We start from the raw sequence: 25,523 nt of genomic DNA, 5'->3' as shown, positions 1-25,523 counted from the left end.
ATTGACTCTTTTCCCAATGTCCTCAATATACCTTTCTATCCGATTCTCACTTTCATAAATTAATCTGAAGTTTTTACCTTTTTTTGAATCCGCTTATTTCTCCTGATAAGCTAGGGTAGCTTTGTTAACCACACCCAAAAACGTGAGCCTATCAAACTTTTGACTAATACGTTCAGGTGCCTTTGCTAATGATTGCTCTTTCAGTTCTTGACAAGATCCAAAAAACAACAATCCTATCATGACAAAAACAGTCAAACCGTTTTTCCATAACCTGTCTACAAAACTAAATCTGTAATGTTCTGTAATGTTCTGTAATGTTCTGTAATGTTTTCATAATAAAATTTGTTTTAATTGAAGAATCAGTTCTAAATCATTCAATGATAAAAAAAATAAAAAACTTCATAAAAGTCAAGTTCATAAATAAAAAATTATGCTAAAAAAGACTGCCAGAAGGGCTATAAACCCTATCGGACAGCCTCTGCCTGTACAAAACGGTAATAAAAAACCGCCTCCGGATTGGCTAGCAGCGCGTCCATCTCGCTGAGCATCTTCTCTAGTTCTGCTTCCACTATGCGGCCAGTGGCCAAAAGAACCGGCGCCCCGCTGCGCATCAGGTTTTTCCAGTAACGCAGCACCTCCGCGCGTTTTTCAGGCATGCGGGCATCCAAATGAAAGCCATCGTCCCGCAATTTTATCTCCCGAAAATTCGCTTTTTCAAGTAAACTGCCCAGCTTAGCGCCCACATCGGGATCACCTCCGATTTCGCGCTGGAAGGTGTTGTAGACCTGCCAGTAGTGCATGACCGCAGGCTGGTAGGGATAGGTGTAAAAAGTCGCATTAAAAACCTCGGTGACCCAAACTTTGCCGCCAGGCAAAAGCTGCTTCCCTGTTTCCTTTAAAACCTGTAAGGGAGTATGCACATGCTCTAAAACCCAACAAATAAAGGCTCCATCAAAGCCTCCCGCTAGCGGTATGGCATGCGCATCCCCCTGCACGAATTCCACCTGCGTGGCAGGCATCCCGAAAGCCTCCCGGTTTAAGTTCGCCTTCGCGATCTGGCTGGGTTCATACTCCAGGCCGGTGATGTGCAACTGGGGAAAGCGTCGCAGTAGGATCTCCGTCTGTGCGCCTACGCCAGAGCCGATCTCCAGTAGCCGCTGCACGCCGCTAAGGTCTAGGGCATCGTAAATGGGCCCCTCGATGACTGCCGCCTGCTCACGAAGCCGCTCCTGCTCCTCGCTGAGGTAGCCATGGATGTAGCGTGGGGTTGATGTATGTTCACTCATAAAATTATCTCGTTTTTAAGGGCTGCATATCCCGCAGCTTGGCCCGCACAGGTCCCTCAGGGATAAAAAACCCGAAGCCACTATTTCAGGAAGGAAATTTCCACTAAAAAAAACAGATTTCCAAAACTCCCTTCAGAATACCAGTCCCCTTGCCGCAGAGCACGCAATAAACAGGGCCGGAATCCGCTTATTTTCGCCCCACTTCCCGAGTAGGCCACGTGAATTCGGCAGATTTTCCCTAAATTCACCGCTCCAAAGGATCCTGCACCCCGATTTGCTTAGCTAAAACCCGCAGATCCACGTACATGAAACCTGTTTTTTACTATGGCACAACTTACCATTCGCTCTTTTGAAGATTTTCTCCCGTATGAAGGAAAGGAACTGGGCGCCTCCGATTATCACTGCATCAGTCAAGAGCAGATCAATCAATTCGCCGCTGCGACCTTAGACCATCAGTGGATTCATACCGATCCGGAACGTGCGAAAACAGAGGGCAGCTTCGGAAATACCATCGCGCATGGCTACCTGACCCTGTCGATCGTTCCCTTTCTTTGGGATCAAATCGTCCGCGTAGAAAATCTGAAAATGATGGTAAACTATGGGGTGGAGTCCTTGCGCTTCGCCGCTCCCGTTTTAGTGGATAGTGAGGTACGCCTGCAGGCTAGCCTGCAAAAAGTCAGCAACCTCCGTGGCACGATAAAGGCTGAAGTGGCCGTTAAGTTAGCAATCAAAGACCAGAAAAAGCCGGCCTTCACGGGGGTTTTGGTCTTCTTGTATCACTTTTTACCCGAGGAAAGCGCCTAAGCTCTTGTTTTTTGGCGCCAGCCCCCCCTTTTTAAGGAGCAGGCTGGCGCCAAAGTCTTTTCACGGACAGGGGAAAGCCCTGGGAATCATTTCCCTAGAAACTAGTCGCCGGCGAGCAGATCGTTTATCACGATCGAGGCACAGCTGCAGCCAAAAGCCGCCGGTAAAAAGGACATGGTTCCGTAAGCCGATTTTTTATAGTTTTTGCCATCGGTCAGCATCAAGCTTTCTTTTATGGGGAGCTCTAAGGAGTAGACAGCCTTTACCCCTTTCGCGATGCCCTTCCGGCGCAGGCGCTTCCGCACCATCTTGGCCAACTTACAGTGGCGAGTTTCGCTGATGTCACCGATACGGATTTGGGTAGGGTCGACTTTGCCCCCGGCACCCATAGAGCTGGCCACAGGAAATCCGCGCTTCACAGCCCCTTCTATAAGGTGTAGTTTTGGCGTAAAACTATCGATGCAGTCCACCACATAGTCGAAATCTTGCTCGGCCAGCAGCTCCGTCATCGGGATGGGTGCTAAAAACTCCTGGATGACATGCAGCTTCAGGGCTGGGTTTATGGCGAGCAGTCGCTGCTCCATCCACTTGGCTTTCGATTCCCCTACATTCAGCTGTGTAGCGGGGAGCTGTCGGTTTACATTGCTGATATCCACGGTATCACCATCGATGATGGTCATCTCGCCCACACCTGCACGGGCGATAAATTCGGCAGCGAAGGAGCCTACGCCCCCGAGTCCGACGACAAGCACATGCTTGCGTGCTAACTTCTCTAGGCCTGCACGTCCTGTGATAAGTTCAGTGCGTGAGAGCCAAGCAAAAGGATCTGTCATAAAGAGATGGGTCTAGAAGTACGTCTGTTCCAGTTGGCGATCGTCAGGGCATGGAGTTCGTGAAGCTCCCGGCGTAAAATTACGGAAGCTTTTTCATAAATCATGGAAATGGGCAGGCTGCTGGTATCCGTTTCTAAAAAAATTCGATCCTCAGGAATCAGCCGCAAGCTTTCCTCTAAGTAGGGCTTGTACAGCAGGGCTTCGCCAAAGGAAAAGCCCAGAAAAGGGTAGGCAAGTAAGGCCTCCACCCGGCGGGCAGGTAGTGTGCAGCCATGCCAAACACAAAAAGGAGGTAGGTCCACAGCCTTCCAAACGGACTGCAAAAGATCTTGGGCACGCACCACATGGAGCACAGCGGGAATGCCCAGCTCCTGAGCAGCGCGCAACTGCCAGCTTAAGGCTTCGACTTGGAGAGATTCCGCCGGCCCTCGGACCCGATCCAAACCACACTCACTTACTGCCAGACAGTTAGGCGCTGCTAAAACTTCTCGAAAGCGTGCCTTGCGGGCATGGAAATCTGCCTCCTCCAGCTGCCAAGGGTGAAAGCCTACCGTAAAAAACTGCTTTTCAGGCCGCTGCCTCCAGGGCTCCTCCAGCACATAAAGCCCTCCCTCCCCCGGACTGTGCCGATGACAATCGAAAAAGGAGGACGTAAAGGTGCTGGCTTCAGCGGCTCGAGTAGCTTCCATGTCCGAAAATACAGGAAATTAGCCACATTTTTTTGCGTATAGCGGGGGCTTTGGGGCTCGGCCCCAAAAAAAACGGAGCTCATGCCCGTAGAACGGACACAAACTCCGGTAAGCAACAGGGAAATGGTCGGCATGCTGTTTACTGCACGCGGACGGTATGGTAGCGACGGAAATTTATTCCTTTATGTTGTCCGGCGAATTCTAGGCGCACCTGGCTACCGGCACGCGGGGTCGTCAGCCCAAGCGCAGACCAGGAGCTCGTAAACGTCCCCCGCCCCTGCGCGTCAGTCTCTAAGGTACCGATCTGGGTAGTAGGATTCAGAAACACCTGAAGGCTTAGCCCCGCCACAGGAATGGAGTCGATCCCCCGCGTATGATCCAGAATATGCGTTTTATCCAAGGTATAAACACGTGTCTCCACCGAGACAGGCGCATCTGCCTGAAACTGGTTGCCCGAGAGCAGCAGCAGCACGGGAGCTTCCACGCTAGGGGTTACTAAATCATCTGCCTCGATGCAGCTTTGGCCGAAGGCCAAGAGAAGCAGGGCGAGAAATGCGGTATAAAGTGTATTTTTCATCATGATTTCATTTATTTCGACCACCATAAGGGCGTGCGCATCGTGTCTGGGCCGCCTAATTTCGAGATGCCGCCGTCTAAGTTACTGCGGTTAAGAGAGTATTCTGAGACCGGATACTCGATCCGTGTGGGCAGGATGCCTTCATTCACGAAGGTCGCCTGTGGATGCGGCGAGGGCAGCTTCGGGAGACCTGTGCGCCGCATTTCCGACCACGCTTCCACGCCCTGACCGAAGAGCGATATCCACTTTTGGGTCATGAGCGTTTCCATGTTTAGCGTGCCGAGGCGACTTGGGTAATCTACAGGCATGTCCAGCCCATACTGGGCAAAGGAAGAGGCGATGGCTTCAGCAAAAAGGACTTCCGGATCCTCGGAAATAATGCCGGCGAGGGCTGCCTCCGCGCGAATAAAGCGTACCTCCGCGCTGGTCATCAGAATGCTGGGGGCCTCCGGGCGCATGTAGTATAGGCCGATGCGGGAGGCGTCGATCTCATTTGCAGCAGCGTCGGAAAGGCCATTCGGCAGCCCTCGGTAGCTGCCATCCGCCAGCGGCTCTGCAAAAATCGTAATGCGCGCATCGTCATACTGCAGCAGCGCATCGATCAGCGTGCTGCTGATATTCCAGTCCGAGCGCGTGGAAAAGACATCAAACATTTTATTCCGGCTTCCGATCACGTCTACATGATGTAGCTGTGCGAAGTCCTCCTGCGTCGTGAAGACGGGATAGGTCACCGGGTCACTGAAGATTTTTTTCAGTAGCGCCTCCGAAGCAGCCGGAGCCTGAGCACGCTGCCGGTTGGCAAGCCGAAGAGCGAGGGAGTTCGCAAATTTTTTCCAGCGCAGCATGTCCCCTTGAAACAAGATGTCTCCGGAGATAGCGTCTCTGCCGATACGGATTTTTTCGTTTGCCAACGCTAAATCCGCCAGCATACCAGCATAAATCGTCTCCATATCATCGTAAGCAGGCGCATTTACTGGCGTATCTGCCGTTCCTTTTAATGCATCCGTATAAGGGATTGGGCCGAACACATCAGTTAAATACGCGAAAGCAAAACTTTTCATGATAAGCCCCACCGCTTCATAGTTAGGATTCGAATAAGCAGCCTCAGGAGCAGAAAGCTCCAGAATCTTCTCGAAGTTGATGAGTGCATCGTTATACATTTTTTGCCACGTAGCAGAGGCGATCGTCAGCGGGATTTCATAGTTATCTCCCTCGGCATTGATGTAAATATTTCGGGACAGGTGCTGGACCCAACACATGGCGGCGTCGATGTTTAGCCGTTCATAGCGCGTGCTATGGCCCCAGTAGCGATCTGCGGTCGTCTGGATAGCGAAAGGCAGCAGCAGCGCCGGCGAGATTTGGGTCGGATTATTCGGATCGATATTCATTTCCTCGAACTCGGAGGTACAGGCTGCCAGCAGCAAGAGAAGGCTGCCAAATACCCGTAAAGTGTATGTTGTTAAGGTACGTTTCATAGGCTAAGGTGTGCTGGTAAGCATTAAAAGCTGACATTTAAGTTAAAGCCGATATTTCGGGTGGAAGGCATTTCGCCGGAGGCAAAACCCTGCGCATTGCCGCCTTTCATATCCACTTCGGGATCGATATGGGGGTGATTACGGTGCAGGAAGGCGAGATTCCGGCCCACTACCGAAAGGCGCATCGACTGGATGAAGCGGTTACCGAGGAAGGCCTTCGGAAAGGTGTAGCTAAGGGCTACTTCGCGGAGTTTGACGAAGGAGCCGTCGAAAATGCCTGCTTCATGGTAGGTCCTGGGGTTTTGATTGTTCCAGAAAGTGGTTGCATCCACGATCACATCGTTGGGAACGAAGACGGGATTTTCTACCGTACCGATGTTCATGACACCCTGCCCGATCAGCCCTTCTTCTCTACCGAAAGCAGTCTCGGCAAGCTGCCCGGTCTTGCGCGCCAGCCCAGTGCCGACATCGAAAATATCTCCTCCCATCTTCACATCGATAAGGGTGCTGAGCGAAAGACGCTTATACCGAAAGGTGTTCGAAAATCCTCCTATCCAGTCGGGCTGAATATTTCCGAGCGCATGGGTGCCTTCCTCCAGCTGAGGGAGCCCATTCCGATAGATAATTTGCCCGTCAGGGCTACGCTGGTACCTACGTCCATACAGGGTACCATAGGGCTGACCGACGCGGGCCTCAGAGGTGAGGCTATTCTGCACGCCGAGGATGTAATTTTCCAGTCCCTCGGCTAAGGCCACGACCTGGTTCCGGTTACGCGCGAAGTTGACCTGCGTTTCCCAACTGAAACCGTTTGGAAGCGCTACGGGGTTGCCCGAAAGCATGATTTCTACCCCTTGGTTTGTGATCTGGCCAGCATTTAGCGTCTGGCTGGCATATCCGGAAGCGTTCGAGATGGAGACGGCTAAAATCTGATTGACAGTAGACTGGTGGTAGTAGGTAAGATCTAACCCGATGCGGCCCTGAAGGAAGCGCAGGTCCAGGCCAAGCTCTTTTCCTGTTGTGATTTCTGGCTTTAAGTTACGGTTAGCGATCGCATTTGATTCCGAGTACATGGGGGTCGTGCCCGCCCAAAGCCCTTGTGCGCGGTACACCTGGTTCAGCATATAGGGGTCTGCATCATTTCCGACCTGCGCGATACTCGCCCGCACCTTAGCAAAAGAAAGAATGCGGGTGTTAAAGTCGAACATATCCGTTAGCACCGCACTTACTGCCACGGAAGGATAGAAGAAGCTATTGGCCTGCACCGGAAGGGTGGAAGACCAGTCATTACGCCCTGTGACATCGATGAACAGGTAATTGTTTACCCCGAGCGTCGCCGCCCCGAAGACACTGTTCACCACTTGCTGGCGAATCATACTGGAAGGTACCACAGGGCTGGCAAAGTTTCCCAGGTTATACAGACCATCGATGGTCAGCTCACCCACGAGAACCGAGTTGCGCTTAAAATTATTCACCCGGTTAATCGCCCCACCCTGTACGCGAAGAGAAAAGGTGCTGCTTAGATCCTTATCGAAGGTCAAGATCAGGTCAGAGTTCGTCTCTTGGCTGCTGATGACTGTCTCGCGGTAGGAGCCGAAACGCTTCACATTGTTTTTTGTAAACTCCACACCGGTCACATCTCTTCTGGTATCCGACCAGAAATCCGTTCCAGAGCGCAGCATGACGCTAAAATGTTCGCTTATTTTATAATTTAAAGCGATGTTACCTAAGAGTCGATCTTTATCATTCGCATTCGTGTAGACGTCTTGTAAGAAAAAAGGATTCGAAAAGTACTCGTGCTGCCAGTTGGCATAAGGGTAATCATCTCCAGGCCGGAAGGTCTCCCGCTGAATGGCGTAGTAGCTTCTCCAGTCCTTCAACTTATTATAATCCGTGTGCCGATGTGCCCAGATAAAATCAGAGCTGGAAGTAAAGCGTCTGTTATCGCTTCCCGACTTCACGTATTCGGCACTCACCGTCACCTGCAGGTTATCCGTAAACTTATAGCTGGTATTCAGCTTGTAGTTGTTGCGAAAATAGTCATTGTTATACATGATGCTTTGCTGGTCGAGGCGACCGATGCTAAGGCGAAAATTCCCCTGTTCATTTCCTCCGGCCAGCGCAATATTATGGCTCGTGGAGCGGCCCGTTTCCCAGAAATCGTTCCAGTTATTCGGCTGAGGAGTGAGCGGCGCCAGCCCGGGGGCAGAGAACCAAAGCGGCACCATGCGTCCATCCATGGGGGCTCCCCAGCTTTCATCCACGCCCGCAGTACCGCGCACACCATTGGCATCGAAGCCATTTCGACCATCTACATACCAGGTTCGGTAGCCTGCGCCTCCACCATAAATATTCTGAAAGTTGGGCTGCACGAAAGTGCGGTCGAAGGTGGTGTTCGCATTATACTCCAGGCCGATACCTTTCGTTCCAGCGCCATCTTTCGTGGTTACCATGATCACACCGTTCGCCGCGCGTGAACCGTAAAGTGCTGCCGCCGTGGCTCCTTTGAGCACATTGATTTCCTTGATGTTATCGGGATTAATTTCAGATAAGCCATTTCCGTAGCGACGGTCTGCACTTTGTTCCAGCGGAACGCCATCCACGACGACCAGCGGCTGATTATTTCCCGCCACCGAGGAGGAGCCCCGAATCACCACATGGGCGCCAGAGCCGGGCATGGAATTGCCTGTAATCTGTACGCCGGCTATACGTCCGGACAGGTTATTGGCCACATTCGCCTGTCGCGCCTCCGTCAGGGCACTCCCATCCACGCTTTGGGTCGTATAGCCCAAGGCCTTTTTTTCTCGCTCCAATCCGAAGGCGGTGACGACGACCTCGCCCAGGTTGATGTCCGCCGAAGCCAAGACCACCTCGATGCGAGAGCGGTTGCCCAGCTTCACCTCCTGGTTTTTAAAGCCGATAAAGGAAACCACCAGAGTCAGGTCCCCCTCTTCCGGCACTTGAAGAGAAAAACTTCCGTCCAGATCCGTAACCGTACCGATCATCGTGCCCTTTACTAAAATGGAAGCTCCTAAAATAGGCGCTCCGTTTTCCTCTGTGACCATCCCACTCAGGGTACGGTCTTTCTTCTGAAACCGCTGCTGTGTTTTTTTCTTTTCGACCGTTTCCGATTTCGACTCGTGCAGCAAAACCGTTTTGCTACCCGATCCCTCGGCCATCAGCTCCGGAACACTACTTAAGAGCAGGCCCAGAACGGTGCAGGTAATCCATCGTTTAAGCATAGTTGTATGGGTTATTAGTGGTAAATAAGCTCCTGTGTATTTTGGGTACATCGTTACAGGCGCGCGAGCACCACTGCCCTATCCTGCCGCTGCAGGTGAGCAAAGCTCCCGTTCAACTAAACCCGGCCGGAATTCAGTTTTTCATTGTGGTTGTTGGTCAGTAAAATCAGTGGAGGGTTTCCTTTGCGCTTCCGCGCAAAGAAAATAAGCCCTTTCCTAACTAGTGCCCTCAGGGAGAAAAATCCCCTAAGTAAATTGGCTATTTTTTATCCTTTAGGTTGAAAAAATATATTATCCGTAATTTTGACCACTTATTCTTAAAGATTCTCTAATGGAGCAAGTAGCGGTATGGAGGTGTTTTTCCACCGTGCTGGTGCTAATGGATAACTTTTCGCCAATTTGCTTATAACTCAGGCCCGCTTCGTGGCGCAATTCATAGACTTGGCGCTGCCGTGCGGGCATCCCGGCGAGTGCTGACTTTAAGGCGCGCTTCAACTCTTTAAAGTAGAGTCGCTCCTCCACATTACAAGAAAACTGATCCACGGTTTCCACATGTAAAAATGCTTCACGGACACTCATGCGCTTTCGGTAATGCATGACCTTATAGCGTAGAGCCGCGTAGAGATAGGCTTTAATGGAAACCGAGATCTCTACTTCAGTGCGGCGCTGCCACAGGTCTAGGAAAACTTCCTGGATAAATCCCTCCACGACTTCCGGCTTGCGAAGCTGCTGATAGCCAAAGTGAAATAGAGGTTCCCACAGTTGATCGTAAATGGCTTGAAAGGCTTGGGGATCGCCTCGTTTAATGCCGGGAAGTAAGTTCTCCGGCGTGCTGTGTGTTGTGCTTTTCATCCTGTTTGCTGGTTTAAACTGCTGGTAAAGAATTAGAACTAAGTTACATAGATGATAAATAAAATAAAACCTACATTACAGTAATTTACATTATTTTTAATTTTACAGGCCTTTTCAGACCCCTAAAACCTATATTTAAACAAAAAATACGCCCAAAAAAGCATTTTAAAAAACCCTATTTCATGGAGACTACATTTTTCAGCTCTTCGAAAACAAGCCTTTCCCGCGTACTACCAGGACTTTGGCCAGCGGCCAAAACAGCAAAAAAGGCCTGCAATGCAGACCTTCTTTAGCAACACTAAACTAATCAATCAAACCTTATTAGAAATCTATTCTCTTTAATTCAAGCGGCTGCGCTCTTCTTCGCTACCACTGCGCTGGTTCAGGCGAAAGCTTTCGCCTTTGGAGAACTTATAGCGTAGCGTGAGCCGCACCGACTGATCGGCATTGTACTGCCGGAAACGGGTGTCGATCTGGTCGAATTGCACATCGGCACGCACCCAGCGGGAGCGGAAAACATCGTTAAAATTTAGGGAAACGCTTAAGCGATCCTGCAGCATTGTTTTCGATACGCCCATATCCATCCAAGCCATGCTTTTTATTAGGGCCTGACCCCAAAGCATCGGTCCCATATACATGCCCACGAGCTCTACTTTATAGCCTTTTGGCAGCATCAGGTTATGCTGTGTACGTGCCATGTAGGAGAACTGCGCGACATCCAAGAAGCCATCACCCAGGGGGGATTTCCAGGCCACGTAGGTCCCCTGGAGCATATTCGATGTCGACCACCAAGAGGCGATAGATGCTGGAAGCATGGCCCGAACGTTCACATTATGGGAGCGGTCCAGGTTCGTGGTAAAGGTATTTGTCGTCTTAGCCACCTCATCCTGCTCGAAAACCTGCTGGAAAATATCCTGTGTTTGGGCATAGGAAATGCTAAACTGGTAGGCGCCTTGCACGATATGGTTCATTTCCAGCGTATTGGCGTACTGCGGCCGCAGCTGAGGATTGCCGGTCTGTGTCGTGAGGGGATCGATAAAGAACACAAACGGGTTTAGCAGGCCATAATTTGGGCGCGAGATTCTTCGATTTGCACTGTAGACGATCTGATAGGTATCACTCACCTTATGCTGCAGCAGTAAGCTGGGGAATAAATCGGTGTAGCGCTGCGTATTGACCTCATTTAAAGTTCGGGAAGTCCCAGAGATGCCGGAATGTTCCAAGCGTAGTCCGCCGGTATAGCTAAATTTCGGAGAAAGTTTCCCATTTAGCGTCGCATAAGCAGCGAGGACTCGCTCCTCGTACAGGAAGGTATTTGTGTTAGGGTCTACGACAAAGGGATTTTCACCTTCGGAGCGGAACATCTGCAAGTCATTATCCGAGTACACCCAGCTTCCCTTTAACCCTGCCTCGAAGGACCCTTTGGCCAGCGGCCGGTAAAGGTCTACCTTCGCGGTAAGGATGCGGTAGTCCATCGCTTCTTCGTTTAGAATTCTGCTCATGGAAGCCTCCTCACGCTGACTGCCCGTCCAGAAGAAGTTCGTGAGCAGAGCCTCGCGGCCCCGGTCCATACGGGTGATATCCAAATCAGCACTTAATCGCGTACCTATCGTATCCAGCTTGCCGACATAATTAAAGTTGGCGAAAACACGTCCGATCTGTACGTCCCCACGATTAAAAGACTCGAAGAAATCCGGCTGGAGCGCACCAGGAGTATCGATCTGGGTAAAGGAAGGGGTGTTTTCCGTACTCCGTGTACCCGACAGCTGTACATTCATCCCCACTGTATGCCGATCGTTTAGGGCATAATCTATTGTGGCATTAGTGAAGAGGTTACGGTTACGCTGTGTGATGCGGCTTTGCTGATCGAAGGTAGCGACCCCATTTTCTTGGCTAAAGTTTCGAAAGATTTCCAGATCATTATCAAAAGCGAACTCATTATAATTCACGTTAAACTGGGTGGTCCAAGCGCCTTTTTTAGCATTTAAGGCCAGCCCCATCGTGGGAGAATAGCGACCATTATACAGGCTGCCCAGCTGCACATTTCCGAAAATCCCGTCCAACGTATTTTTCTTCAGCTGAATATTAATGACCCCACCTGCTCCCTCGGCATCGTATCGAGCTCCCGGATTGGCGATAACCTCGATGTTTTCAATGTTGTCAGCAGGCATACTTCGGAGAAAGGTGGCCAAGTCTTCGGCGCTCATATACGTTTGGCGATCATTAATAAAAACCACCACTCCGGAGCGACCATTCAACTGGATCCGGCCCTCTTGGTCGATAAAAACCCCAGGGGCGCGTCCCAGGACATCCAGGGCGTGATTGCCTTCCGCTAATACAGTTCCAGCCACACGCATAACTGTTTTATCTGCTTCGATCCGCACATCGGGACGTGCAGCGCGGACGGTAACCTCCTCGAGGTCGCCCACACTTTCACGGAGCACCAGCTCCCCGATTTCTTTGGATTCTCCAGAGGCCAGTGGCTCCAGTGGAAACAGGAGCTCCTCATAGCCGACCGCAGAAATCCGTAAGGTAAGTGCTTCAGGACTGCTAATTTTTAGACTGAAGGATCCGTGCTCATCGGAAGTCCCTCCACCTAAAAGTTCTCCAGTGGCTGGAAGCACGATACCGATAGACACGAAAGGAATACCCTCCCCGCTGCTAGCTAAAATGCGCCCTTTTAAGGTAGCATCGAAATCAAAAGAAGGCTGAACAGAAGGACTGTAGGTCAGCGGGCTTCCCATCAGTGGACTCAGGCTCAGTCCCATTAACCAAAAGAAGAGTGTAAGGCGTGTATGCATGCGATTTTGTTTTTAGCGATTCTGTACATGCATAGGAGAAAAGAATGCCAGTCAAAAATTTATTTACAAAAGCCTGACTTATAGTTACTTAAAAAATGGATTGAAAAAACACTGTTGCGAAATCGAACAGTGAATTGTTCGGAAAGGACATAAAAAAAACCACTTTCTTTAAGAAAGTGGCCTTCTATAAAAGTTGTTTTTCGCTTACTTAGCAGCAGCGTAACGCTTCGAAACTTCTTCCCAGTTCACTACATTCCAAAACGCACCGATATAATCCGGTCTTCTGTTTTGGTAGTTTAAATAGTACGCGTGCTCCCATACATCTAACCCTAGAATCGGAGTTCCCGGGCACTCAGCAACATCCATTAGCGGGTTGTCTTGGTTTGGAGAAGAACATACACACAGTTCTTTTTTCTCATCCACACATAGCCAAGCCCATCCAGAGCCGAAGCGCGTCGCTCCCGCCTTGTTAAATTCCTCTTTAAAAGCATCGAAAGAGCCGAATTTCGCATCGATAGCAGCCGCTAACTCACCGGTAGGGGTTCCGCCACCATTTGGAGAAAGGATAGACCAGAAAAGTGTGTGGTTATAATGACCGCCTCCGTTATTACGAACGGCTGCATTGCTACCGGCTACTTGCATTAACTCCTCCAAGCTCTTGCCCTCTAGATCTGTGCCTGCGATTGCATTGTTTAAGTTGGTCACATACGCGTTGTGATGCTTACCATGGTGGATTTCCATCGTTCTCGCATCGATATGCGGCTCTAGCGCATTTACATCATAAGGTAATTTTGGAAGTTCAAAAGCCATTGTTTCTTATTTAAAGGTTAGACATTGAAAACGTATAAAAAGATGTATATACAAGTTATACACCTATGCTAACCAAAGATAAATCAAATTGGTTCTAAAAACCAATAGAAACCCTAGCTTCTCTTTCTTTTAAAAAAGTCCTGTAGTAGCGCTTGGCATTCAGCTTCCATCAGTCCCCAGTGGGTTTTGGTTTTCGGGTGCAGTCCCTGCAAAGTAGTGGCACGGAATCCTCTCTTCGGGTCTGCCACAGCGATATGCACCGCTGCTAGCTGCGACCAGTAAAGTGCTCCCGAGCACATCACGCAGGGCTCCAGTGTCACATACAGGCTACATCCGGTGAGGTATTTAGCTCCTAAAAAATTCGCTGCTGCTGTGATGGCCAGCAGCTCCGCATGTGCAGTCACATCCTGTAGCCGTTCCGTTTGGTTATGCGCACGCGCAATGATCCGATTTTTCGAAACGATCACAGCCCCCACTGGCACCTCATCTGCCTCGGCGGCCAGCTGTGCCTGCTTGTATGCCTCCCGCATGAAAAAAGCATCGTCAAGCATCCCTTAGAAAAGAAGGTCAAAAATTTCTTGGCGCACGCCCTCATTAATGATGAGTGCCAGAATAAGCGATACCAAAAGGCCGATAAGCGCCTTCACCACATCGTTTTTAGCTAGGCGATAGGCCCGCACCAGACGCGCTTTTTTCTTGGTGAGCTTCTTAGACTTTGACATGGCGATGGCCAGCTCCCGCCCCCCTAGAAGACCGATAAATACCCAAGTGGTACTCATCGGGATGTTGCTGAGCATTTTAAAATAAAAGAGGATGATTGCATAGACGAAATCTACGATTGTAGCCGCCCGCACATCTGTCACCTTCGTTTTTTCGTTCACAATCCCTTGAATCCGATCCCCTTTCAGGTAAAACAAAAAGCCTAAGCCACAGAAGACAAAACCTGCATAGGCCACAAACTCCCACACATTAAGCTGTCGGGGTAAAAATACAGCGATATTCGCTGCATCTTGCATGATCCATACTGCCCAAAGTGTCCCTGACGTAAACCACTGCAAAATATACCAGTAGGGCTTTGCTTCTCCTTTAAGATAGGACTTGACGAACCGCTCGAGCACAAACCACACGACGATCGCAATGGTAAAGGCTAAAAAATATCCCAATAAACTCTTAGTCATCACGTCTACGATCGTCCCTGCCTTATACGTAAATACGTTTAACAGTAAAAAAGTAGTCGACACCGGCATGCGCAAACGTGTCATCACCAATAGGACGATAGGCGCTGCTAATTGTAAAAACACAAAACCCTCCGGAGCCTTATCGAGACCCGGTACTTGGAGACGCTGATAACTCACATCGCCATCAAAAACAAACCAACTGTACGTCACCGTAGCGACGAAAATCAGCCCCATAAATAACCAGAGGAAGTACCATTTGCGATTTTGGTTCGAGGCGATGAATGTTCCGATCGTCTGAATACTATCATTCGCGATGGCGGAATAGGCCGCTAAGGCGAACCCAAACCACATGGATAGGTAGGTGTACTCCGTTAAGATTCCCGCGAGCGATACGATGATGCAGATGATCAGTAAAAAAGACTTCTCCTTTTTCGTAAAATCAAAAAGTGCATAGGCCGCTTTGGAAAGCGAATCCTGATTGATGTTTTGGTCTTTTAATTTCGCCATGGCGGGTGGTAATCACGATGATTCGTGCTACAAAGTTAGAAAAGATTATTTGGTCTTCATGTTAATTTATTGTTAACTACAGAAGAAAATCCATTCAGCTCCCGAAGTCCTACTATCTAAGCAGAAAGCGTCTCGAAAACAAAATCTGGCATGGAATCGCACCCTAATTACCAAATATCAGCCACATAGACCATTTATCCAAAACAGACCCCTGGACGAATATTAACAAAAGCTTCATCTACTTTTACGGCTTTTGCAGTGGGAACACCGTTATTTTGTTCATTGAATCATTCTATCCCATGAGCCCTGGCCTTTTGGCCTTTTTTTATATGACCGTGAAGCTATTGACACCTACCTCCCCTACCTCTGCCAAGCTATTTTTGCTGGTAAAAGGTATTCTCGGCGTTCTGGTCTTCATCATGGCGATCGATCTACTCACCGTTTCCATGCTGCAACTGAACAACAGCATCGCAAACGAAATTTTTCAGGCCACGCTAAATCCCTACATCGGCTTGTTTGTCGGCATCCTTAGCACGGCCCTTCTGCAGAGCAGCTCCACCGTGACCGCCATGACCGTGGCAGTAGTGGCTTCAGGGAATTTAAGCTTAGTGCAAGCTGTCCCCTTAGTCATGGGTGCGAACATCGGCACCACACTTACCTCCACGCTGGTTTCCTTTTCCTACATCTTAAAAAAGGGAGAATTTAAAAAAGCCCTCTCAGCAGGTGTCCTCCACGATGCCTTTAATATCTTGACTGTAATGCTCCTGCTTCCACTGGAAATACACTTTAAACTCCTCAGCAGCAGTGCCCAGTACCTAACACAGACCTTTTTCGGTGCAGTAGAAGGTGGCGCCGCCGTATCCTACCCCGTCCTATTCCTGCGGCCACTTACCCTCTGGATCGTAAATGGCATACAGATGCCGCTGCTTACACTTCTACTCGGCGTCACCTCTGTTTTTAGTATTATCAAGTTACTCTCTAACTTGGCACTGAAAGGATACGTGTCGACCAGCTTCCACAAGGTGAAGCGACACATCTTCCGAAACCCTTACCTGGCACTCCTGTACGGCATATTCTTCACGGCACTCGTGCAGTCGAGTACGATCACAACCTCGTTAATCGTGCCCCTCGTCGCTTCGCGCAAAGTATCCCTCTTTAGGGCCTTCCCCTTTATCATGGGCGCGAACATCGGCACTACCATCACCGCCGGGATCGCTGCCTTCTACAGCACAGAAGCCGCCATCAGCATCGCCATCGTTCATTTACTCTTTAATGTAATCGGCGTTCTGGTTCTACTCCCTATCCCGAGCATTCGAAATGTACCCGTGCAGATGGCCGCCTACCTCGGAAGTCAATCGGTAAAAACCCGATTCGTGGGCTTCGCTTACATTCTCTTCACCTTCTTCGTGGTGCCGTTTTTCTTGATTTACTTCAACCAAGACAGCCCCGAAGAGCAAAAAAACACCTCACTCCCCCATACGAGCACGAGCCTCACGAACGAGAGCCACGCCGGAACTGGTCCCGATCCGATCCGCCCCCGCAGCGAGTAGCGCCTCTGCATCTGCTAGGGTCTTTATCCCACCACTTGCCTTGATGCCCACATGAGCAGGAAGTGAGGCACGCATGATACGAATCGCCTCTACCGTAGCGCCTGTCGGCGCAAAACCCGTAGACGTCTTCACAAAATCCACCCCCGCATCTGCGCAGAGCATACAAGCAGCCCCCAGCTCCTCCTCGCTCAGATAAGCCGTCTCTACGATTACCTTCAGTAGCTTCTCCTGCTCGTGACATATCTTGGCCAGCTTAGCTAGCTCGATCTTCGGCCAGGTCATCCCCGCTTTGAAGGCAGATAACGACCAGACCACGTCAATTTCATCCGCCCCATGTTTGAGCGCCAGCTCCGTCTCCAGCACCTTCACCTCCGTCTGCTGATAGCCGAGTGGAAAGCCAACTACCGTCACCAGCTGAACTGGCGCTAAACCGATGTCACGCTTCGCTTTCTTGATCCAAAAAGGGGGCACACAAACTCCGAAAAGCCCATGTACTTTCGCCTCATCCACTAGACGCTCGATCGCCGCAGCATCCAAATCGGGCTTTAAGGCCGTGTGCTCTATTGTTTGCGCTAGCGCTGCTACCGCCTGCGTATTAATCTCCATGGACATAAGCGTGTAAGTAGGTAAAATGAGGCCCTAACTGACCACCGCGAGCGATGCATGCGCCTTCCAAGACCTCAGAATGCTGCAAAAGTAGCTCTGGAAGCACATACTGCGCAAACTGCTCCCCAAAATCTTCCGAAGCATCACGCGGTAGCGCTGTAGGTAAATTGTCTATCGCCATCACAGAAAGCGTTTCGCCCGCCGAAAAAGGAGGAAGCTCCTGAAAATCCATTAGATGCATATCATAAACAGGCTCCGCGAGGGTGCTCGGACGAATCGTAGTTGGAATAGACCCATCGATATCACAGGTGATGTCGGCGATGACCCGCAGGCGAAACCCTGCCCGCCCCACATCCTCACGCTCGAAAAGGCGTGGCGCCCGATGATCCCAGTACGCTGCAGCAATTAAGAGATCAGCCACCTCAGTAAAAGGCTGAAAACAACTCACATAGCGCTCAGGATGTGCGAAAAACTCCTCCCGCTGAAAGCCTCCATCCTGAGCACGCTTCACATAATGCTGACAATCCAACACAGCAAATACCGCCTCGGGAAAGCGCTCATGCAGGAGTGCTTCAGGGCTTACTTCAGAAATACCCAGTGCCCGAATAATTTCCAATGCCCCCATCCCCACGCGTCCCTTTCCTGTAAGGACCAACTTGAGGGGCGGTAGCTTCACCTTCTTGAGCTCCTCCAGCATTTCCGCCAAATCGAAGCAATCTTTTGCCTGCTTGATCCGGTAGCGCCCAGACTTCTCACCATAAGTCCAAAGCCCCATATAGGCCCCCACGATTCCTGCCCAGCGGCCGAAAGCCACCACGCGCTCACCCGAAGGCTTTTTTAACACCTCATGATCGTAAAGCGTGATGCCTTTCGCTAAAATAGCGCGAAGTAAATCCCGATTATACGGCTGCGCCTTTATCGTATGTGAAAAGAAAAAATACCGCTTACCCGCTACGAGCTGCTCGATCGGCACCTCCTTTACACCAAGCAAGACCTCACAGTCCGAGAGACTCGCTTGAGGAGGAAAACCCACCTCCGTATAGGCAGCATCTTCAAAACAACGTACTGGGCTCTCCTGAACGAAAAAGCTTACTTTTCCCGCATACCTTTCTTGTAAGCGCTTTAACTGGGCCGGCGAAAACACAACTCTTTTATCCGGTGGATTTTTTCCCTCCCGGATAAGACCTATCTTTAACATGGTACTATGGTTTACAAGTGATCGCTTAAAGTTAAAAAAATTATGTCCCCTTACCTACAGTTGCTGCTACTTTGGGCTGCCTTTTACGCTTCGCACTCCCTGCTTGCCACCCCTGCACTAAAACATAAATTGGGGGACCTCCTCGGCAGAAAGGGACAAAACTACCGCCTCGTCTACAGTCTTTTCTCCTCCCTATTTCTCTTCTACCTCTTGCTTTTCGGCGCCAGCATCCCTGCCATTTACCTCTTCCCTCCGCATGAGGTCAGCACCTATGTGGGCTACATGCTAGCCACCTTCGGGACCATTTTAGTCGTAAAATCCTTTAAACATCTCGGGGCAGCAGTATTTTTGGGCCTAAAAGAAAGAGAGGAATCAGGGGCCGCGCTCTCGCGCAAAGGCCTTCATGCTTACCTGCGCCATCCCATGTACGCGGGAACACTTTTGATTTTGGCAGGCTTTTTTAGTTACCTACCCACAGCGGCTGTGGCCTGCCATGTGCTCGCCACCGTCCTCTACCTACCCCTAGGCATCTGGCTGGAAGAACGTAAACTTATGCAGGAATTCGGTGAAAGCTATCGAAAGTACCGCCGAGAGGTCCCAGCCCTTTTTCCAGATCCACGACGTATTCTCCAGAGTAAGAAGTAGGCATAAAAAAAACCTCCCCAGCATGCAGCTGAGAAGGCTTTATCCGAACCCTCAGGACCTCGCTAGCGTGCTTAGTCGAACCCGAGGAACTCTACCTCATAAATCAAGTTACTGTCCGGCGGTATATTTGGAATATCGTCTCTATCCTGAAAACCCAGGGCTGAAGGGACGATAATGATTGCCTTAGAACCACTCCGTAAACGTTGAAAACCGATGTTCAGACCCTGTACGGCTACTCCCTGACCAGCTGTCGGAATGACAAACTGAAAAAAGGTATAGGTCACATTTTCGTTCCAGATGTCATTGGCTATCGCTACATCCTCGCGGGTAGTATCGACGATAGATCCATCCAGTAAGCGAAGATCGAATTCCGTGTAAATGACATTCCCAGGTCTTGCCTGCGAACCAGTACCTTCTTCTTGGACGATAATAATCACCCCAGAAGGATCATGAATGCGCCGCACGCTATCCACTTCAAATGTTTCGATAAAGTCTGCTAGAATCGCGCGATCTCTTCTTAGGTTTCCTTCAAAGTCATATACAGGTCCTCCAAAGAAATTTTGCTCTTCACAAGAGCTCCAGAGCAGCATCAGCGCTAGCAAAGTTCCTAAGTAGGTTCCTCTCTTCTTATGCATCATCTTCTTCTTCTAATTCTTCGTCCTCATCCTCATTCTCCTCATCGTCGAAACTTCCTGGAACACGGTGTCCATTTAATGAAATCATCTCGATCTCAAAGACAAGCGGTGTATTCGGTGGTATGGAGCCCTGGCCAGCACGCCCGTAGCCGAAAATAGAAGGGATGAGGACGATGGCCTTATCCCCCACGCGCATTTGGTCTAAGCCCCAGTTAAATCCTAAAATCAAAGGGTTCACCAAAAAGCGCACTTCTAAGGGCGCATAGGTACGTTGTGGATTGAAAATCCCCTCCTCACGGGCGATGGCCTCTATGCTAGTGTCGAAGGCGACACCATTCACAAAGCGTCCCACATAGTCCACCCGTAAGGTATCCCCTTGTTCTGGCAGGGTAGCTAAAACAGGGTTCTGGCCTGGGCGCTGCATCTGCGTGCCCAGCTGGGTAAAAAGAATGCGCAGCCCATTATTCGGATCGCTCTCCTCACGTAGAATCGTAAAATCGTTCTGGTCCAGAAAACTCTGCAGCTGAACCGATTCACGCTCTATCTGCGCTTCTACACTTTCTTGCTCGTTTATGCAGGAGAAACCCAGAACGCCTAGCAGGGTGAGCCACCCAAATACTGTAAACTTTTTCATTTAATTTATTAATCCATCACGTCTACGATTTCTACATCAAAGACAAGAACGGAGTTAGGGCCGATCACAGGTCCCGACTGTCGCGGACCATAACCTAGCGGAGAAGGAATATATAAAGTCGCCTTGTCACCTTTTTTCAGTAAAGCGAGCCCTTCATCCCAGCCACGAATCACACGACCTACACCCACCTGAACTTCGAATGGTGTATAGTTGCCAGCTTGATCACGCTGCTCGTTGAAAATGCCATTTTCCTGTGCCACGCTCTTCATGCTCGTATCGAAGATAGTTCCGTCTAAAAGGAAGCCTGCATAATGTACAGCCGCTGTTTTACCAGCCTCGATGGCCGGTCCATTACCGTTCTCCTTTATAACGTAATAAAGGCCTGACTCTGTCCTAGTAGCTTTAATATTATTTTCTGCTAAATAGTCCTCGATCAGCTGCGTATCTGTTTCCAGCTGCTTTAAAGCTTTTTCTTCCTCACGCTGTGCCTGCTTTTCCTGGAGCTGCGCAAAGTAGGCCTCTACTTCCTCCTGGCCCATCACTGCAAACGCACCGATGCTAATTTTTACTTTATCATCTTCCTGTAAAAAGAAGGGTACAGAGCCAGCACCAAACACCTTCACCGCCTTATCTTCGATGAAAATACTATCCCCCTTCTTTAAATTTAAAAAGATTTCATCCATACCCGTCTGAGCAGGTATCGAATCATTATACTGCAGCACACCAGGAGATCCCTGATCGTCCGTGGAAATAAAAACAGAATCCTTCGCATTCGTTACCTGTAAATGATACAGGATGAACTCACCGTTTTTAGGCTTTTCCTTTCCTTGTTTGATTAATGTGTACTTGATACCATCCGTAGTTTCACGCGTTTCCGTAGAATCACAAGATGTAAAAATGGCGGCCGCACCTACGCAGGCAAGACCTAAAACGATCGCTTTAGCTGTTTTCATCGACAAGCTCAGATTGAGTAATTAAATTTGAATAGTTTTCTTTTATTAGTCCCTCAAATTTGGAGACCGTTTCTTTTAATGTCAAGTTAGATTTTCCGCCAGCTGCATTTTTATGGCCTCCACCATCGAAATAAGACGCAGCGAACTTGTTTACCGCCACCTGCTCTACCGAACGAAAAGAAATCTTTACCGCATCCTCACGCTCTGTAAATAAGGCCGCTACCTTTATCCCATCTAAAGATAAAGCATAGTTGACTAAACCTTCCGTATCTCCCGTTTTCGAGGCATACTTACGCAAATCTTTTTTGCTTATCGCGAAATAGGCAGTCTTATACTCCTCTAATATCACCAATCGACGCGTAATCGCGAAGCCAATAAACTTCAAGCGATTGATGCTATTCGTATCGTAAATAAGCCGAGATATTTTACTATTGTCTGCACCTAAGCCGATCAGCTCTGCCGTGATCAGATGGACATTCTTCGTGGTATTCGGATGGCGAAAACCACCCGTATCGGTCATAATACCTGCGTATAAGCACTCCGCTATGTCTTTATCGATCAGCGCTGTCTCGCCTATTTTACAGCATAACTCATACACCAACTCACAGGTGGCCGCCGCATCCGTACTCCAATAAACAAAATCAGCAAAGTCCTCCGGGTCCTGGTGATGGTCGATCATCACCTTGTACGCCGAACTCTCACGTACGTAAGGAGCCATCGCCTGCAAGCGACTCAAGCAGGAAAAATCCAAACAGCATATCATCTCCGCCTCTTCTAGCTTCTTTATAACATGCGCTGTCTCTGCTTCATTCTCAAAATTTAGCACTCCCTCATTTCCCTTCATCCAATGTAAAAACTCCGGATAATCCGAAGGGCTAATCACCGTCACCTCATGTCCCTTTTTCGCTAACACATGCGCTAATCCTAATGAAGAGCCTAAAGCATCCGCATCGGGCTTATAATGCATGGTAACAACGATTTTCTTGGGCGTGGCGATTTGTTTTTTAAACGAATCTAATGGCATTGTATCTTATTCCTCTCGTTATGAGCTTCGTAATTTGCAAAGGTCATGATTTTATTCGAGAATTCCGAATTTCACTAATCCGTTCACCTACAAGCGGCTACCGACTATTTTACTGGCTTTCTTCGGAACTTCGCCGGATCTGCCTATTTTTGTAGCTTAAAGATTTTGACTATAATTTCTAAAGAAAATTAAATGGCAACTAACAGAACGTTTACCATGATCAAGCCGGATGCTTTCGGCGCAGGAAACTCCGGAGCTATCCTTAAAATGATCGAAGAGGCTGGTTTTAAAATCATTGCCTTAAAAGCGACTCAACTAAGCGCTGAATTAGCAGGACAGTTCTACGCTGTACATAAGGAGCGTCCTTTCTACGCGGATCTATGTGCGTACATGTCTTCTGGACCGATCATCGCCGCGATCTTAGAAAAAGAAAACGCTGTAGCAGATTTCCGTACATTAATCGGCGCCACGAACCCAGCAGATGCCGCTGAAGGCACGATCCGTAAATTATTTGCTACCTCCATCGAAGCGAATGCCGTACACGGTTCTGACTCTGACGAAAACGCTCAGATCGAAGGAAACTTCTTCTTTTCTTCTTTCGAGCGCATCGCTTAAGTAGCACCTCGCTGCCGCCGGCACTTCATGGCCTGAGTGCAGCTAAAAAAAAGCACCCTGACAGCTTCATCGCTATTCGGGTGCTTTTTTGTTTTTGGCCTAGGGCCAAAGGAAATCCTACTTATCGTCTGCTGCGCGCGCGCTTCATTGGATTATCCCCCGTACTGACCCCGCGGGCTCCCCCACTACTCTTAAAGAGCTCAAAACGGGAAGGTGTAAACTGCCGCGGCCAGTAATTATTCGACTCGTCGATGTCTGCCGTCTCCCGATAAGGATCCAGCACAATACTTGCTACCTCTTTTTTCTTCGCAAAGACCTTCGTGACCTCCTGCTCATTTAGTCGCCAAATCTCCGCCGGAATACGCTCCACCTCAGAAGTGCCGTCGGTGTAGTTAAACTGTAGAATCAGTGGCATCACTAGTCCGCCGATGTTTTTGAAGTGCAACTCATAAAAGTTCATGCCTGAGTTTAACAAGTCCTTTTCCTTCGGAGAAAGCGAGGACATGAAGTTTTTGTACGCGTTCTCATCCTCAGGCGTCACCGTGAAACGATCGTAACTGTTGTAGAAATCACGCGTGGCAGGATCCGCTTCCACTACCGTCTGTGCGATGTCTTCTTTATTATACGTTCTGGAAACAGAGCTCTCCTCACGATCGAAGGCCTCACGCAGCGCCGCCTTACGCTGTGCAGGTGTACGGTTATCCAGCTTGTACCAGTTCGCATGTTCAATGGAAATGTCTACCGCGTCCGTCCCGAAGAACCAACCTCTCCAGAACCAGTCGAGGTCCACCCCTGAAGCATCTTCCATCGTGCGGAAAAAATCTTCTGGGGTAGGATGCTTGAACATCCAGCGCTGTGCATAGGTCTTGAAAGCGAAATCAAAAAGCTCACGCCCCATGATCGTTTCACGCAGAATATTTAAGGCCGTAGCGGGCTTGGCATAAGCATTCGGCCCGAACTGAATGATATTTTCTGAATTGGTCATGATCGGCTCCAGAAGGTGCTTCTCACTACGCATGTAAGGAGCTATTTTATGAGCAGGGCCGCGACGTGAAGGGTAGTCTCTGTCCCATTCCTGCTCGGCTAAGAACTGCATAAAGGTGTTCAAGCCCTCATCCATCCAAGACCACTGCCGCTCATCGGAATTGACGATCATCGGAAAGTAATTATGCCCCACCTCATGGATAATCACGGAAATCATTCCATACTTAACCGCGTCCGAATACGTGCCATCCGAATCCGGTCGGCCATAGTTAAAGCAGATCATCGGATATTCCATCCCATTACTGGCCTCTACCGAGATCGCCACCGGATATGGATAATCGAAAGTCTTCTCAGAATAAGACTTGATGGTATGCGCCACCACACGGGTAGAATACTGCTCCCAAAGTGGATTGCCTTCCTTGCCATAATACGACATGGCCAGTACGTCATTCCCTCCCTGCTTCACAGCCATCGCATCCCAAATAAATTTGCGGGACGACGTCCAAGCGAAATCACGCACATTCTCTGCATGAAAAATCCATGTTTTCTTTTCGCGTGAACGCTGCTTTTCCAGACGCTCGGCCTCCGCCTGCGTACGGATAATCACCGGCTTATCGTAAGTCTGCTGCGCCTGACGATAACGTGCCAACTCCTGTGCGCTCAGCACTTCTTCCGGGTTTTGAAGCACGCCCGTAGCCCCCACCATATGATCTGCTGGCACCGTAATTTTTACCTTATAATCGCCAAAAACCTGAGCGAACTCTCCACGACCTACGAACTGCTTGTTCTGCCAGCCCTCAAAGTCTGAGTACACCGCCATCTTCGGGAACCACTCTGCTAGCGTGTACAAGTAATTTCCATCCGCCTCGAAAAACTCATACCCGGGACGTCCCCCTATAAAGCTCATGCGGTCATGGATATTAAATGCCCAGTCCACCGTAAACTGCACCTGCGCACCTGGCTGTAAAGCCTGTGGCAAGTCCAGACGCATCATCGTCTTATTTATGGTGACCGGAATATCGTTTCCTTGCATATCCTTCACCGAGTTAATCTTCAGCCCGATATCCAAATCATGCCAGAGAATTCCCTCTAGCTGGCGCAAATTCATGCGCGGATTAATGCGAGACTCCTGAATTTTCGGTGTATTCGAATCAGCAGCGCGTTCGTTCTGGTCCAGCTGAATCCACAAATACGAAAGCGGATCAGGAGAATTATTATAATAGGTGATGGTCTGAAACCCTTTAATCGCCTGCTTCTCATCATCTAACTCCACCTCGATGTCATGATCGGCCTGCTGCTGCCAATACAGATGACCAGGAGCTCCCGAAGCCGTACGGTACACATTTGGAGAACGGAGCATCGGCCCGAGCTGCTCGAAACGCTCCGCATGCCGCTGTTCACTCCACTGCGCCTCCGCCAGAGACGAAACCAGTAAACCAGCAGCTAAGAAGTAAAGAATTTTTTTCATATCACTAATTTTTGTGCCATAAGCACTTCTTTAACCAAAATAATAAATGCCAAGATACACAGCAGGACGCAGAACCCAAAGAAAATTCTTTATCAAGCCGAAATTTCCACTGCAAACGGAGCTAAAAAAACCAGATAGCACAAGCCGCCCCACCTAAACC

At 49.5% G+C, this 25,523-nt stretch carries 22 protein-coding genes; 4 read left to right on the top strand and 18 right to left on the bottom strand.

From position 1 onward, the window contains the following. Positions 1-464 precede the first annotated feature (464 nt). Complete coding sequence (locus ACXIT9_RS07270; protein ID WP_458055564.1) at positions 465-1,286, bottom strand: class I SAM-dependent methyltransferase; 822 nt, start codon at positions 1,284-1,286, stop codon at positions 465-467. 324 nt (positions 1,287-1,610) lie between these two features. On the opposite strand from ACXIT9_RS07270, the gene ACXIT9_RS07265 reads away from it, so the two are divergent. Beyond that, the gene (locus tag ACXIT9_RS07265; protein ID WP_458055563.1) at positions 1,611-2,090 is read left to right on the top strand and encodes a MaoC family dehydratase; all 480 of its coding nucleotides are present in this window, start codon (positions 1,611-1,613) and stop codon (positions 2,088-2,090) included. 101 nt (positions 2,091-2,191) lie between these two features. Here ACXIT9_RS07265 and ACXIT9_RS07260 read toward each other — a convergent pair whose 3' ends face one another. From ACXIT9_RS07260 to ACXIT9_RS07215, 10 genes are all read right to left on the bottom strand, one after another. Further along, the gene (locus tag ACXIT9_RS07260) at positions 2,192-2,923 is read right to left on the bottom strand and encodes a tRNA threonylcarbamoyladenosine dehydratase (protein ID WP_458055562.1); all 732 of its coding nucleotides are present in this window, start codon (positions 2,921-2,923) and stop codon (positions 2,192-2,194) included. Next, positions 2,920-3,612, bottom strand: coding sequence for a TatD family hydrolase (locus ACXIT9_RS07255; RefSeq protein WP_458055561.1), 693 nt, complete (start codon positions 3,610-3,612; stop codon positions 2,920-2,922). The genes ACXIT9_RS07260 and ACXIT9_RS07255 overlap by 4 nt, the downstream gene beginning before the upstream one ends. A 139-nt stretch (positions 3,613-3,751) precedes the next feature. Next, positions 3,752-4,192 carry a hypothetical protein gene (locus tag ACXIT9_RS07250; protein WP_458055560.1) on the bottom strand — a complete coding sequence of 147 codons (441 nt, stop codon included), beginning with the start codon at positions 4,190-4,192 and terminating at the stop codon, positions 3,752-3,754. An 8-nt stretch (positions 4,193-4,200) separates the two neighbouring features. Continuing rightward, positions 4,201-5,664 carry a SusD/RagB family nutrient-binding outer membrane lipoprotein gene (locus ACXIT9_RS07245; RefSeq protein WP_458055559.1) on the bottom strand — a complete coding sequence of 488 codons (1,464 nt, stop codon included), beginning with the start codon at positions 5,662-5,664 and terminating at the stop codon, positions 4,201-4,203. Between the two features lie 23 nt (positions 5,665-5,687). Then, a complete protein-coding gene (locus tag ACXIT9_RS07240; protein WP_458055558.1) occupies positions 5,688-8,903 on the bottom strand; it encodes a SusC/RagA family TonB-linked outer membrane protein in 3,216 nt (1,071 codons plus the stop codon). Between the two features lie 291 nt (positions 8,904-9,194). Continuing rightward, positions 9,195-9,755: an RNA polymerase sigma factor gene (locus ACXIT9_RS07235; protein ID WP_458055557.1), complete on the bottom strand. Its 561-nt coding sequence runs from the start codon at positions 9,753-9,755 to the stop codon at positions 9,195-9,197. Between the two features lie 338 nt (positions 9,756-10,093). Then, positions 10,094-12,556, bottom strand: a complete 2,463-nt coding sequence (locus ACXIT9_RS07230; protein ID WP_458055556.1) for an outer membrane beta-barrel protein — start codon at positions 12,554-12,556, stop codon at positions 10,094-10,096. A 204-nt stretch (positions 12,557-12,760) separates the two neighbouring features. After that, a complete protein-coding gene (locus tag ACXIT9_RS07225; RefSeq protein WP_458055555.1) occupies positions 12,761-13,366 on the bottom strand; it encodes a superoxide dismutase in 606 nt (201 codons plus the stop codon). A gap of 113 nt (positions 13,367-13,479) precedes the next feature. Then, entirely contained in the window at positions 13,480-13,917 is a 438-nt protein-coding gene (locus tag ACXIT9_RS07220) for a nucleoside deaminase (protein ID WP_458055554.1), read from the bottom strand. Between the two features lie 3 nt (positions 13,918-13,920). Then, complete coding sequence (locus tag ACXIT9_RS07215; protein ID WP_458055553.1) at positions 13,921-15,051, bottom strand: hypothetical protein; 1,131 nt, start codon at positions 15,049-15,051, stop codon at positions 13,921-13,923. 299 nt (positions 15,052-15,350) lie between these two features. Between ACXIT9_RS07215 and ACXIT9_RS07210 the strand changes: the two genes are divergently transcribed. Further along, positions 15,351-16,601, top strand: coding sequence for a Na/Pi symporter (locus ACXIT9_RS07210; RefSeq protein WP_458055552.1), 1,251 nt, complete (start codon positions 15,351-15,353; stop codon positions 16,599-16,601). Here the strand turns inward: ACXIT9_RS07210 and deoC are convergent. Then, positions 16,518-17,207, bottom strand: a complete 690-nt coding sequence (gene deoC / locus ACXIT9_RS07205) for a deoxyribose-phosphate aldolase (RefSeq protein ID WP_458055551.1) — start codon at positions 17,205-17,207, stop codon at positions 16,518-16,520. The two genes, ACXIT9_RS07210 and deoC, sit on opposite strands and share 84 nt — an antisense overlap. Further along, entirely contained in the window at positions 17,197-18,405 is a 1,209-nt protein-coding gene (locus ACXIT9_RS07200) for an NAD(P)-dependent oxidoreductase (protein ID WP_458055550.1), read from the bottom strand. The genes deoC and ACXIT9_RS07200 overlap by 11 nt, the downstream gene beginning before the upstream one ends. 42 nt (positions 18,406-18,447) lie before the next feature. Here ACXIT9_RS07200 and ACXIT9_RS07195 point away from each other — a divergent pair, with 42 nt between their 5' ends. Next, entirely contained in the window at positions 18,448-19,050 is a 603-nt protein-coding gene (locus ACXIT9_RS07195) for a methyltransferase family protein (RefSeq protein WP_458055549.1), read from the top strand. A gap of 71 nt (positions 19,051-19,121) precedes the next feature. Here the strand turns inward: ACXIT9_RS07195 and ACXIT9_RS07190 are convergent, their stop codons facing one another. The 4 genes from ACXIT9_RS07190 to ACXIT9_RS07175 are packed head-to-tail and all read right to left on the bottom strand — an operon-like array spanning position 19,122 to position 22,239. Then, a complete protein-coding gene (locus ACXIT9_RS07190) occupies positions 19,122-19,688 on the bottom strand; it encodes an FKBP-type peptidyl-prolyl cis-trans isomerase (protein ID WP_458055548.1) in 567 nt (188 codons plus the stop codon). After that, on the bottom strand, positions 19,678-20,319 hold the full coding sequence (locus ACXIT9_RS07185; RefSeq protein ID WP_458055547.1) for an FKBP-type peptidyl-prolyl cis-trans isomerase: 642 nt from the start codon (positions 20,317-20,319) through the stop codon (positions 19,678-19,680). Before ACXIT9_RS07185 ends, ACXIT9_RS07190 begins: the two co-directional genes overlap by 11 nt. A gap of 8 nt (positions 20,320-20,327) precedes the next feature. Further along, positions 20,328-21,272: an FKBP-type peptidyl-prolyl cis-trans isomerase gene (locus ACXIT9_RS07180; protein WP_458055546.1), complete on the bottom strand. Its 945-nt coding sequence runs from the start codon at positions 21,270-21,272 to the stop codon at positions 20,328-20,330. After that, positions 21,259-22,239, bottom strand: a complete 981-nt coding sequence (locus tag ACXIT9_RS07175; protein ID WP_458055545.1) for a DHH family phosphoesterase — start codon at positions 22,237-22,239, stop codon at positions 21,259-21,261. Before ACXIT9_RS07175 ends, ACXIT9_RS07180 begins: the two co-directional genes overlap by 14 nt. Positions 22,240-22,488: 249 nt before the next feature. Here ACXIT9_RS07175 and ACXIT9_RS07170 point away from each other — a divergent pair, with 249 nt between their 5' ends. After that, the gene (locus ACXIT9_RS07170) at positions 22,489-22,911 is read left to right on the top strand and encodes a nucleoside-diphosphate kinase (RefSeq protein ID WP_458055544.1); all 423 of its coding nucleotides are present in this window, start codon (positions 22,489-22,491) and stop codon (positions 22,909-22,911) included. A 121-nt stretch (positions 22,912-23,032) separates the two neighbouring features. Here the strand turns inward: ACXIT9_RS07170 and ACXIT9_RS07165 are convergent, their stop codons facing one another. Continuing rightward, the gene (locus tag ACXIT9_RS07165; protein WP_458055543.1) at positions 23,033-25,363 is read right to left on the bottom strand and encodes a M1 family metallopeptidase; all 2,331 of its coding nucleotides are present in this window, start codon (positions 25,361-25,363) and stop codon (positions 23,033-23,035) included. Positions 25,364-25,523: the final 160 nt, after the last annotated feature.

The sequence above is a fragment of the Nitritalea sp. genome (genome assembly GCF_054166705.1).
The sequence above is the reverse complement of the archived record's forward strand: the minus strand, read 5'-3'. Positions and strand labels throughout refer to the sequence as shown.